Origin of the sequence: Agrobacterium sp. NPDC058088 (genome assembly GCF_042885035.1) — a bacterium.
In the GTDB taxonomy this organism is placed as follows: Bacteria; Pseudomonadota; Alphaproteobacteria; order Rhizobiales; family Rhizobiaceae; genus Agrobacterium.
This window is the reverse complement of sequence record NZ_JBHVSU010000001.1, coordinates 239609-251580: the sequence shown is the minus strand read 5'-3', so window position 1 is coordinate 251580 and position 11972 is coordinate 239609. Positions and strand designations below refer to the sequence as shown.

The 11972-nt window shown below is 60.4% G+C and carries 9 protein-coding genes; 2 read left to right on the top strand and 7 right to left on the bottom strand.

Features of this window, described 5'->3' with window-relative positions:
• Window position 1: 1 nt before the first annotated feature.
• Window positions 2-709 (bottom strand): DUF1045 domain-containing protein, encoded by a 708-nt coding sequence (locus tag ACFVTJ_RS01265; protein ID WP_386903941.1) that lies wholly within the window; start codon window positions 707-709, stop codon window positions 2-4.
• 96 nt (window positions 710-805) lie between these two features.
• On the bottom strand, window positions 806-2020 hold the full coding sequence (locus tag ACFVTJ_RS01260) for an NAD(P)/FAD-dependent oxidoreductase (protein ID WP_386903939.1): 1215 nt from the start codon (window positions 2018-2020) through the stop codon (window positions 806-808).
• On the opposite strand from ACFVTJ_RS01260, the gene mnmD reads away from it, so the two are divergent.
• On the top strand, window positions 2019-2786 hold the full coding sequence (gene mnmD, locus ACFVTJ_RS01255; protein WP_386903937.1) for a tRNA (5-methylaminomethyl-2-thiouridine)(34)-methyltransferase MnmD: 768 nt from the start codon (window positions 2019-2021) through the stop codon (window positions 2784-2786). The genes ACFVTJ_RS01260 and mnmD overlap by 2 nt on opposite strands.
• Before the next feature lie 45 nt (window positions 2787-2831).
• Here mnmD and ACFVTJ_RS01250 read toward each other — a convergent pair whose 3' ends face one another.
• Window positions 2832-6497: a response regulator gene (locus ACFVTJ_RS01250; RefSeq protein ID WP_386903935.1), complete on the bottom strand. Its 3666-nt coding sequence runs from the start codon at window positions 6495-6497 to the stop codon at window positions 2832-2834.
• 490 nt (window positions 6498-6987) lie between these two features.
• Between ACFVTJ_RS01250 and ACFVTJ_RS01245 the strand changes: the two genes are divergently transcribed.
• On the top strand, window positions 6988-8460 hold the full coding sequence (locus ACFVTJ_RS01245; protein WP_386903933.1) for a DEAD/DEAH box helicase: 1473 nt from the start codon (window positions 6988-6990) through the stop codon (window positions 8458-8460).
• Window positions 8461-8584: 124 nt separating this feature from the next.
• On the opposite strand, the gene ACFVTJ_RS01240 is transcribed toward ACFVTJ_RS01245, so the two are convergent.
• The 4 genes from ACFVTJ_RS01240 to ACFVTJ_RS01225 all read right to left on the bottom strand — a co-directional run bounded on the left by ACFVTJ_RS01240 (window position 8585) and on the right by ACFVTJ_RS01225 (window position 11878).
• Window positions 8585-9493, bottom strand: coding sequence for a DMT family transporter (locus tag ACFVTJ_RS01240; RefSeq protein WP_386903931.1), 909 nt, complete (start codon window positions 9491-9493; stop codon window positions 8585-8587).
• A gap of 161 nt (window positions 9494-9654) precedes the next feature.
• Window positions 9655-10044: a DoxX family protein gene (locus tag ACFVTJ_RS01235; protein ID WP_386903929.1), complete on the bottom strand. Its 390-nt coding sequence runs from the start codon at window positions 10042-10044 to the stop codon at window positions 9655-9657.
• 241 nt (window positions 10045-10285) lie between these two features.
• Entirely contained in the window at window positions 10286-10903 is a 618-nt protein-coding gene (locus ACFVTJ_RS01230) for a L,D-transpeptidase (protein ID WP_386903927.1), read from the bottom strand.
• Between the two features lie 78 nt (window positions 10904-10981).
• A complete protein-coding gene (locus ACFVTJ_RS01225) occupies window positions 10982-11878 on the bottom strand; it encodes a DMT family transporter (RefSeq protein WP_386903926.1) in 897 nt (298 codons plus the stop codon).
• Window positions 11879-11972: the final 94 nt, after the last annotated feature.

Genomic DNA, 11972 nt, shown 5'->3' with positions numbered 1-11972 from the left:
CTCAGGCGATCTTGCGGGCAGAAACGCGGCCCATGGGGTGCAGCGAATGCACGCGGAAAGGCGCACCCGGCTCATCCTCGATGAAAAGCGCCAGGCTGGAAAATGGCAGCGTCCGGGTCAACAACGGCTCGAAAACCTTGCGTACGGCCCGCTCGATCCTCTGGCTGCTGGAAGGTTCCACGCCACCCGTCAGCGACATCTGGAAACGGAACTCATCCATAACATGCGGGCTGCCCCAACGATGCAGATTGGTGAGTTGCGAGGCCGACAGCCGATCCGGATCGGCACGCTCGATTTCCGCCTCAGAGAGCGGCGCCCGATAGCGGTCGAATTCCTGCACCACGCGGGCCGCAAAGAAATGCAGCACTTCACAGGGACGCTCGGGAACGAGGCTGAAGACATTGTCGTGTCTTGCCACCACCAGTTGCGGCAGCATAAAGGGATCCTGCCTGCCGGAAAAATACATCAGGTCGCGCAGCAACGCCGCCTCGGACTGGCCCTCCGCAAGACGGAAAGGGGCCTTTATCGTGCCATGGAAACCATAACGGCGTGGCAAGGCGGTATGGTAGGAAATCTCCTGCATGCCGAGATCGATCATGCCCGGCGGCTCCACCGCATGACCGGAATAGGCATCGCGCCCCAGCCACGCGGCGGCAGCCAGCGTCAGCGGGTCATTGGGGGAAGGCGTGAAATGAATGGCGTATCGCATGCGCTGTCACCTCGCCGCGAATGCGGACAAACCGGCCTCTTTGCAGGCCAGCAGATAAGTGATTTGCGTGACAGATTAACGACGTGAAAGGCCTGATCAGAACTTTCTAAAGTCTGCTGAGGCAATACTCACGTGTTCTCGAAGGCGAAAGCCCGAAGGGATGACAGGCGTGTGACCGCACACGGTTTGTAACGCCGCATCCGCCAGAAAATGTGCCAGACCAAAGCTCACCTTGAAACCGCCAGAGAGTGCAACGAGTTTCGGAGTGCCGGTCATTGCACCCACCATCGGGTCTCTCCCTACCGCCTTCGGGCGCAGCCCGGCCCAGCGTTCGAGCACCGGGGCGCCGGCAAGCGAAGGCACGATGGCGCAGGCGTCGGCAAGCAGCTTTTCAAGCTTCTCATCGGTACTGAAGGGCTCCGAAAAACAATCTTCGCTGGTACTGCCGATCGCAACGGTGCCATCCTCGTGCGGCACGATGTAAAGACCATTGAGGAACACGACCGGCATGGCCGGATCAGCGGCGGCATCAAGCAGCGCCGCCTGCCCCTTTACCGCCTGCCCGAGTGCAACCCCCGCTTCCAGACCGAGAGCGTCACGGATCAGGGGAAAGGAATCATGGCCGTTGGCGACCACGACATGGCCGAAGCTTAGCTCCTCTCCCGAAGACAACGCCGCCCGCCCGACATCCGCATCAAGGGACACAACCCGGCAGCCTTCCGCCACCTGCACATGCCGCGCCTTGCGGAGAAAAGCCGAGAGCAGCGCGATCATGGCGCGTGGCGAGACCCTTGCCGCCAGCGTGTCGAAGACAAAGCCCGCCTCGCCCGCCGCATCACCCACCCAGCCTGAGACCGACGGCCTCTCGTCCACATGCCAATGGAACCGGCGTTCGCCCGATCGCCAGTTCTCTTCCGCATCCCGCTCATGGCGCTCGGCAATGCTGCGCAGATGCGGCTTGGGCAGCGGAATGATACGGCCGCAGCGTCGATAACCGCCGGAAAGTCCGGTTTGCGCCTCCAGCCCGGCGATCTCCTCTTCCAGCGCGACAAGAGCATCGAACTGAAACTGTTTTTTGTCTGACCAGCGGTCCGGCATATGCGGCATCAGGGCGCCCAGAAGCCCGCCGCTCGCGCCGCCACCAAAACGACCCGCCTCCACCAGCAGGCTATCGATACCGAGCCGTTCCGCCTTCACCGCAGCCCACAGGCCCATGATGCCGCCGCCGACGATGAGGAGCGGCACCGAACCCGGCAAAGGTGTTCTTGGTGATTGACCCTGTTCGAAAGCGGGATTATCGGCTTTAGCCATGAAAAATTCCAACGACACTATCAAAGAGACTGGCAGAGAGACTGGCGCAGAAACCGGTTCGGCAGCCGGAAAAAGCCAGACGGCGCTCGACTGGCGTAACGGGGATATGCCCTATTCGCTGGCCTTTGACGATCATTTTTATTGCCAGACGGATGGCAGGCTGGAATGCGGCCATGTCTTCCTGTCCGGAAACGGGTTGCCGCAACGCTGGCTCGAACGCGACGGCGTTTTCCGCATCGGCGAGCTGGGCTTCGGCACCGGCCTCAATCTCTGCGAGACCTGGCGCCAGTGGAAAGAGGTCCACAACGGCCGCTCCACGCTGCATTTCATCTCCTTTGAACTTTACCCTATGAAAGCGGACGAGATCGACCGGGCGCTCTCCCGCTGGCCCGAAGTGGACGCCGAACGCAAGGCGCTTGTCGCCCGCTGGCCGGCCGAGCCGCAAGGCCGCATCGATATCGAACTGGACGATGCAACCCGCCTCACGGTGGTCTGCGGAGAGGCACTTGCCGGCATTTCCAGGAGCGATGAGAGTTTCGACGCCTGGTTTCTCGATGGCTTTGCGCCAGCGCGTAACCCGGACATGTGGTCACTGGAGATCATGCAGGCGCTGTTTGCGAAAACGGCGCCGGGGGGCACATTCGCCACTTACGCCGCCGCCGGCTTCGTCCGCCGCAATCTCATCGCCGCCGGTTTTGACCTGGAGCGCAGAAAGGGATTTGCCGGAAAGCGGGAAATGCTCTGCGGCACCAAACCCTCCGCCTGAGGCAACGCGGAAAACCATTGGGAAAACAATTGTGAGGCCGGATATTCAGATGCCCGGAGCATCCCGCCGCAGCCTGTCTTGGCCCAGCCATTGCGCGATCTTGTCCTCGAGACTTTCGGGGCTGATCGGCTTCGACAGATAATCATCCATGCCCACTTCCAGGCAGCGTTCCCGGTCCGCCTCCTGCGTATGGGCGGTGACGCCGATAATGGGCACATGCCGGCCGTCGGCTGCGGATTTTTCAGCAGCGCGGATCGCCAGCGTCGCCTGGTGACCGTTCATGACAGGCATGGAAACATCCATCAGGATGAGGGCGGGATTATACTCCTCCCACGCCTGAACGGCCCTCTTGCCATTGCCGACGATCAGGAAGCGCAGGCCCGCCTGCTGCAAGATCTGGCTGAAGACAATCTGGTTGACATCGTTATCCTCGGCCACCAGCACATCGAGAAGGCACGGGCGGCTGCGTTCGGGAATAGCGGCCGCAGGTTCGGTCCGTTGTTTCCTTTCGGCGGGGCGGCTCTCCGGCGGGACATTCTCCCCACCTGTCCCTTGCGTCAGTGGATGCTGCCGGCGGCCCTTCCGCACATCGCGCACCACGTCGAACAGGGTGGCGCGCAGCAGCCGCGCCCGCGCCGGTTTCATCAGATGCGCCTGCACGTTGAGATCGGTAAACAGCGTCTCGTCGCCCACGATATCCATCGAGGTCAGGAAAACAATGGCGATATCGTCAAAGCGTTTGTCCGCCCGGATCCGTTGCACCACGTCGAGCCCGTTCATGACGGGCATATGGTAATCGAGGATAATGGCGTCGATTGCAAAACCAAGCGACATCGCTTCCTCCAGCACGGCAATGCCGGAGGGCCCATCCTCCACCGCATGGCCGTCTATGCCCCAGCTTCGAAGCTGCTCCGTCAGGATACGGCGGTTAACGTCGTTATCGTCGATGACCAGCACCCGGATATCGTCGATCGCCACGGAAAACAGCGGCACGTCCCGCCGTTGCTCCATCACCTGAAACGGAATATTGACCTCGAAGGCCGAGCCCCTGCCGACGTCGCTGACGACATCGATCTTGCCGTCGAACAGGCCGACAAGGCCGACCGTGATCGCAAGGCCGAGCCCCGTTCCCTCGTGCCGCCGCGTCGCCGAACCGTCGACCTGGCTGAACTTGTCGAAGATGGTCTCGAGCTTGTCGGCCGGAATACCGACGCCGCTGTCTTCGACGCGCAGCGAAAACATACTTTCCGACGCCTCCGCCGGATGCGCCGAAAGCTCGACCAGGACATGCCCGGTTTCGGTGAACTTGACGGCATTCCCGACAATATTGGTGACGATCTGGCGGAAACGGCCGGCATCGCCGATGACCTTGCCGGAAACCGACGCATCGATGCGGACGATCAACTCGATGTCCTTTTCCAGCGCTGCCGAAGACAGGAGCGAGACCACATCCTCCACCGCTTCAGCAGGATCGAAAGGCACGCTGCGCAGCTTCATCTGCCCGGCCTCGATCCTGGAGAAATCGAGAATGTCGTTGATGATCGTCAAGAGCGCATTGCCTGACTTGACGATGATGTCTGTAAAAGTCTTCTGGCGCGTATCGAGCTTGGACTTGGCCAGAAGCTCCGCCATGCCGAGCACGCCATTCATCGGCGTGCGGATTTCATGGCTCATATTGGCCAGAAACTCCGACTTCGCCCGATCGGCCGTTTCTGCGCGGGCGAGCAATCGTTGCAACTCTTCCTCGCGCATCTTCATCTCGGTCACGTCTGTGACGATGATGAGCCAGTAATTGCCGGAACTATTGGTGGCTTCCAGATTGAGCCAGGTTTTGCCCGCGACATGGATGAGCCAGGAAAACGGCCGGTTGGCGGCAATGTTCTCTTTCCAGGCAGCAAGCGTCACGGCAGCCTCGTCAGCACTCCCGAAATCGCCGCGCCCGGCGCAGTGAGCGAAGAAGCCCGACCAGTTGCGGCCCTTTTCCAGGAGATGCGGCGGCACGTCGAACATCCGCGCCATCGCCTCATTGGACATGATGATCGTGCCCTGCTCGACCAGCACCAGCCCCTGCGCCATGGCGCGTGTGGCGCCCTGCATATATTCGCCGACGCGTTCCAGTTCAGCCTTCGCCTTGCTGATCTCGGCGTCCCGCATGCGCACATCGGTGACATCGGCATAGGTACTGAGGATTTTACCGCCTTCGAGGCGGGTTTTCGAGATAACGGTCACCTTGCCGCTTTTGCTGCGCACTTCGCGGGGAGCGAACACCGCATCTTCGGCCAACCGCTGCGCCCGCTCCTGATAGACCTCGTCGAAGGACCGGTCGCCATAGTCGTAAAGGCCGCTGTCGAAATTCATCGTCATGAATTCGCGATAGCTCTTGCCGACCAGCGACTTCTCGCCGCCGATCTCGCCCCAGACCTGGTAGAAGAACGGATTGACATATTCGATGACAAGATCGGCGTTGAGCAGCAGCACGCCCACCGGCAGGGCGTGGAGAACCGCCTGGAGCTGCCGGTGCAGCGCCTCGGCTTCGGCCTGCGCGGCGATCAGCGCGTTTTCCCGGTCCTGTAGCAGGCTGACATCAGTGACCGAACCCACCAGATAATATTCGTCGTCAGGCGTCGCAACCCGGCCGAGCCGGGTGATGATGGGAACGGTGCTGCCATCCGGCAGGAGAACACTTGCCGTCTTTTCAAACGACTCCCCGGTTTGCAGAATATGCTCGTTTTCCCGCCGGAACTGCGGCCCTTCCTCCAAAAACATCTCGCATTCCGTCTTGCCGATTTGATCAGCAAGATTGCCGTCCAGAAATTTCTCATAGGCCGCATTGGCAAAGGTCAGCCGCCTCTCCTGATCCCTCAGAAACACGCCGACAGGCAATTGTTCCAGCGCGGCGCGCAGCAGCCAGGTCTCGCGGATCTGGGTGCTCAGAAGCGTTTCATGCGCCTTGAACTCGGTCACATCGACGCGCAGCCCGACCAGCATGCCATTTTCCAGCCGCTTGTTAACGACGCGTACCCAGCGGCCATCGGCGAATTGCTCCACCCTTTCGAAATAGGGTAGGGAAAAATCCTTGAGCTGCGCCTGCATCCACCTTTCAAAGGCAGGATCATCCTTCTTCGTGTCGCGATAGCCACTCGAAAAATAGAGAGCTTCCATCAACGTTTCGAGCCGGACACCGGGCATCAGTTGGACGCCGAAGGCGCCATAGAACTCACGGAAGCGCGCGTTGCAATAAACCAGCCGGTTTTCGCCGTCATAAATGACGATACCCGCGTCCACGAGATCGATCACGCCACTGCCGAACAACAGATCCGATGTACCCGTGGCATCCGGAAACTCCGCCACCACGGCAGACGGCATGTCTTCGAACACCTCGAAGAGGAAAATATTGCCGTCATCGCCGATAAAACGCTCGCAGCGCAGCGTGTGCGGCACCGGGGAACCCGCGACATGGCAGGCAATCATCTCCTCGGTGGCGAAGACCAGCGAGCGGCGCTCCCTGTCCTCGCGCTCGGCGTCACGAATATCGCCGGAAAGGGAAAGGCCGGTGCGGCCTTCGAATGCCGCAGGCGCACGCCCCATCACCCGGCCATAGGCGGCATTGACCACGACATAGCGCAGCTCGCTGTCCTTGATGCACGCGGGCAGGTCCAAGGCGGCAACGGCCCTGCACGCTTTATCCAGCAACCCGCAGCCCTCGGTCAATCGATACTCCACACCCTGCAGTCCATCCCTGTCGAATCAAATATTTCCGGATGCCGTCACAAAAAACGTTATGTTAGAAAATCGATCTTTGCTATGTATCCGCGGGTCGCGTCACCCTTTTTTAACCATAATTCTTCGCTTGCGCGCGTGCGTTCCGATAGTAGCCGGCAACCGATGCGCATGGCTGCCATGCGCCTTCCGGCGGGATCGTTACAAAACTATCGCTTGACTTTGATCGACAAAACGCCCACATCCCCGTCAAGCTTTCACCTTCGGCAGCCGCGTGAGCTGCAGCGTATGAACCAGGATCACCTGGACCGCATGAAGGAAAAGCGCAACGAATACAGAAGACGGCATTTGCCGCACTGATGCGCAGAAAGTTATTCCAACCCACAAGTTCCCAATTCACGCGGGGTTCTTGACGCCGAAACCGCCGGACAGCAGCCCTGTTCCGGACGATTGGTTTTTGGCGCCCCGAAAGGCTATACTATTGACCAGTTTTAGCGAACTCGGCCTCTCTGAAAAGATTGTGGCCAGCGTTACCCAGCTTGGCTACACCGCTCCTACTCCTATTCAGGCAAAGGCCATTCCGCTGCTGCTTGAAGGCCGCGATCTCATCGGCCTCGCACAGACCGGCACCGGCAAGACCGCCGCTTTCGGCCTGCCGATCATCGAAATGCTGATGAAGCAGGCCGACCGGCCGGCAAACCGTACCACCCGTACCCTCATTCTCGCACCGACCCGCGAACTCGTGAACCAGATCGGCGACAACCTGCGTTCCTTCGTGAAGAAGACGCCGCTGCGCATCAACCAGGTTGTCGGCGGCGCGTCGATCAACAAGCAGCAGCTTCAGCTCGAAAAGGGCACCGATATTCTCGTGGCGACCCCCGGCCGCCTGCTTGATCTCATCGCCCGCAATGCGATCTCGCTGTCCAAGGTCACCTATCTGGTGCTTGATGAAGCCGACCAGATGCTCGACCTCGGCTTCATTCACGATCTGCGCAAGATTTCCAGAATGGTTCCGGCCAAGCGCCAGACGCTTCTGTTCTCGGCCACCATGCCGAAGGCAATCGCCGATCTGTCGCACAGCTACCTGACCGATCCGGTCAAGGTCGAAGTCACGCCTCCGGGCAAGGCTGCCGACAAGGTCGAGCAATACGTGCATTTCGTTGCCGGCAAGAACGACAAGACCGACCTGCTGAAAAAGTCGCTGAACGAAAACCCGGATGGCCGCGCCATCGTTTTCCTGCGCACCAAGCATGGCGCGGAAAAGCTCTACAAGCATCTCGAACATATCGGCTTCAAGGTCGCCTCCATCCATGGCAACAAGAGCCAGGGCCAGCGCGAGCGCGCCCTGAAGGGCTTCAAGGACGGTGATATCAAGGTTCTGGTCGCAACCGACGTTGCCGCCCGCGGCATCGACATCCCGGCTGTGACGCATGTCTTCAACTACGACCTGCCGGAAGTGCCTGACGCCTACGTTCACCGCATCGGTCGTACCGCCCGCGCCGGTCGCGACGGCATCGCCATCGCTTTCTGTGCACCGGACGAAACCCGCCTGCTGCACGACATCGAAAAGCTGATGAAAATCGATATTCCGGTTGCCTCGGGCGAACGTCCGTCCGTGCTTGCCAGCCCGACACGCCCCAATAACAACCGTGGCGGCCGCAACAATAATGGCGGCCAGCAGCGTGGTCCCCGCGAAGGCGGCCGCCATAACGGCGAATCCCGCCCGTCCCGCAACCATGCGCCGCGCGAGGCGGACAATGATCTGGAAGTCACCTCCGACTTCAAGCGTGTGAAGCAGGCTGAAGGCGACGCAGGCCGCCCGGCCGGCCCCCGCAAGCACCGCCGCCCGGCCCGCAAGCCCGGTGGCAGCGGCGCCAACCGCCACGCCCCTGCTGGCGGCAACGGCCAGGAAAAGCGCGCCTCCGGCAACGGCAATCGCGGCCGTAACCGTTAAGACCATCTGAATGGATTGAGGACGCCGCGGCCTTTCTTTTCCCCGCCGGGGAGAAGAAACAAGCGGCCACCGCTCGCCAATCAAGCCCCGCAGCCATCACGGCCAGCGGGGTTTTTCTTTGCCGTCAACCGCCCTGCTCGACCGATCGACGCCGGCGCGGCAAGGTCATCGCCAGCACGCCGGCGATCACGCAGACGAGCCCCACCCACATGGCCGATGTCGGTACCTCCCCGAGAAACGCCATACCGATGGCGACGCCAACCGGCACCCGGAGATAAGCCTGCGAGGTGGTGCCCACCGAGCCCAGCGTCTGCATCAGCCGGAAATAGATCATGAAGGCGAGCGCCGTTGAAAAGACGCTCAGGCACACAAGCGACGTCAAAGAGGCCGCCGAAGGCGACAAGGTCCAGGGTCGGTCAACGACCAGGCTGACGGGCAACAGCAGCACCGCACCGCAGATCAGCGAGCCGGCAGCCGGCATGATCGGATCGAGCCCTTTGAAATTTTTACTGAAAATGGCCGCGCAGGCATAGGAAAACGCCGCCGTCAGCACGGCGACCTGGCTCCATATCGCCTCGCCCGCACCATCCAGCGCCTCCATGCCGATGATGAGGCAAACGCCCGTCATGCCGGCAATGGTGCCGAACAGCTTGCGCCCGCTCACCGCCTCGTGCCGGATGACCAGCGCGGTGAGAAGAAAGGTAAAGATCGGCGTCGTTGCATTGAGAATGACGGCAAGCCCGGCATCAATGCTCTGTTCGGCCCAGGCGATCAGCGTGAAGGGCAGCACGCTGTTGATGCAGGCCTGGATGAAGAACAGCCGCCACGTCGCAAAATCCGTGGGCAGGCGCAGCCCGCGCAGCCGGATGACCGCGAGAAGCAACAGACCGGCAATCAGCGTGCGCGATGCGATGAAGGTGATGGGCGGGATGGTCTCCACCCCGATCTTGATGAAGGTGTAGGATGCGGCCCACAGCGTGGACAGCAGGGCGAGAAGCAGCAATTCGCGAGCTATGGTGTTCTGGGGGGTCACGGATCGATTTTCCAACGTCGTTCGGGATGACCCGTTCCTAACCCGAAAACAAGCGCCAATGCTTCGGCGACGACCGAAGTTTCCGCCACTTCAAAACACGAGGCCCCGCATGGTTCCAACCATACGGGGCCTCGATAAAGATCAGTGACCGTACCGGCCAATCAGGCGCGGCGTTCATCCACCGAGAAAGCGCCCGGACCGGCAACGAACAGATAAAGGAAGATGAAGCAGAACAGGATGGCGGCATCGCCCCCGTTGAGCGCCGGGAAGAAGCTCTTCGGCCCATGCGCGATGAAATAGGCGACAGCCATCTGACCGGACAGGATGAAGGCGACCGGACGCGTGAACAGGCCGATCAGCACGAGAATGCCGCCGACGAACTCCAGAAGCGCCGCCACCAGCAGCATCGTCGGCAAAGAGCCGTCCATCTGCGATGCCGGAAAACCGAAAAGCTTCTGCGTTCCATGCGAAATGAAAAGCAGCGCCGTCATGATGCGCAGCGCGCCGAGCGCCTGCGGGCGATAGCGAGAAAGATTGTCGAAAATTGCCATGTTCATGTGTCCCCGTTGAAGTGATGCCGCGCTCGATACAGTGCATTCAACCCTTTATGGATACACGTCTCGAACACTGGAAATCACGTTTCCGATATAGCAGAACTCCCTTAAATACAGAAAGGGAGGCATTCTACACATGGTTGATTTTCCAGCACAAAATTGACCTTCTGCCGAAAAAATCAACTCAAGGGTACAGGCATTTCTTTGCGTGGCAAAGGCGGAAAAATCCGCCTCTCACTCACGCCTGCAACACGACGACCCGAGAGCCAACAGGCACACGGCTATAAAGATCGATAATGTCGTGGTTCAGCATACGGATGCAGCCGCTCGACATGGCGTGGCCGATGGATTGCGGCTGGTTAGTGCCATGCAGCCGGAACATGGTGTCGTTTCCGCCGCGATAGAGATAAAGCGCACGCGCACCGAGCGGATTGTTCGGGCCACCAGGCATACCGCCGGCGAATTTCAGGTTGCGCGGATCACGGCGCATCATGTTCGCTGTCGGCGTCCAGGAGGGCCACTCGGATTTGCGGCCGATATAGGCGTCGCCCTTCAATGCAAGGCCCTGCCGTCCGACACCCACGCCATAACGCATGGCGCGACCATCGCCCAGAACGTAATAGAGCCGCCGTGCTGGCGTATCCACCACCACCGTTCCAGCGGGATGGCTGGTGTCATAGGCGACTTCCTGCCGGCGAAGCTCCGGCTTGACCTTATCGAGATGCATGGCGGGAAGCGGAAACTTTTCTTCCGGCTTCGCCGCATAATTGAGCCTCTGCTCGCCAATACCGGTGTGTGCGCAGCCGGCCAGAAACAGCGGCAATCCGAACAGAACACCACGACGTGAAATAGACATATAACCCCCGCCAAATCATGTGATTAACGAGAGGTATAATTTTATGGTTAACAAACCTCTAATATGAGGTTGTGGAAATTAACGCGTTGCAACCCCTTGCGATGTCTTACGGTTCGTCAGGTAAACTCCCGTGACCGCAAGAACCGTCCCCGCGATCATCGCGGGTGTCAGCGTCTCTCCGAACAGAAGTGCTGCCTCTACCGCCGCAAGCGGTGGCACGAGATAGATCAGCGATGCGGCACGCGACACCTGTCCACGCCTGATCAGATAAAGAAGGAGCGCAACCGCGCCAATGGAAATGGCACCAACCGACCAGGCAAGCGTCGCGGCAAGACCGAGACTCCAGTCAATGTGGCCGTCCTCCAGTAGCAGGGCGAAGGGAACAGTCACCAGAAGCGCCCCGACATATTGCAGCGTGGCAATCGCCATGATGTTTCCGCCCTGCACATATTTCTTTTGATAGAGGGTCGCGAAGGTGACCGATGTCATGCCGAGAACATTCACCGCCACGGCATAGAGTGGCACCGACAGGCCCGCAGCGCCGACGGCCATGACCTTCGGCAGCACGGCAATGGCGATGCCGGCAAAGCCGATGAGCAGGCCGGCGCGCTGTAGGGGCGATATTTTTTCGCCGATCATGAAGCGGGCGGCGACCGCCGTCATCAGCGGCTGCAAACCGGCAATGATGCCGCCGATCGCCGCCGGCACACCCTGTCCGATCGCCCACCAGATCATGCCGAGATAAAGACCGTGCAGGAACACGCCCGAGAAGATGGCCCGGAAAACATCGACACGCCTTTCTGGCCACTGGATGGAGGAAAAGCGGCAGATCGCCCACAGCAACACCCCCGCCAGAAGATAGCGAAGACACAGAAAGGTCAGCGGCCCGGTATAATAGACGGCATATTTGGCGGTGACCCAGCCGGTCGACCAGAGAAAGACGAAGATGGCCGGAGCCAGACGGTCGAGCGACATGGGAACATCCCTTGTGCCGCATGATGCCCGTAACCGAACGCGGTGCAGGAAAGGCGGCGAATTGGCACTTCTGCGACTTTACGCAAAACCCGCG

Excerpts from the sequence above, each read along its gene's own strand:
- ACFVTJ_RS01230 (WP_386903927.1), bottom strand. The coding sequence starts at position 10,903 with ATGTCTATTTCACGTCGTGGTGTTCTGTTCGGATTGCCGCTGTTTCTG.
- ACFVTJ_RS01260 (WP_386903939.1), bottom strand. The coding sequence starts at position 2,020 with ATGGCTAAAGCCGATAATCCCGCTTTCGAACAGGGTCAATCACCAAGA.
- ACFVTJ_RS01265 (WP_386903941.1), bottom strand. The coding sequence starts at position 709 with ATGCGATACGCCATTCATTTCACGCCTTCCCCCAATGACCCGCTGACG.
- mnmD (WP_386903937.1), top strand. The coding sequence starts at position 2,019 with ATGAAAAATTCCAACGACACTATCAAAGAGACTGGCAGAGAGACTGGC.
- ACFVTJ_RS01235 (WP_386903929.1), bottom strand. The coding sequence starts at position 10,044 with ATGGCAATTTTCGACAATCTTTCTCGCTATCGCCCGCAGGCGCTCGGC.
- ACFVTJ_RS01225 (WP_386903926.1), bottom strand. The coding sequence starts at position 11,878 with ATGTCGCTCGACCGTCTGGCTCCGGCCATCTTCGTCTTTCTCTGGTCG.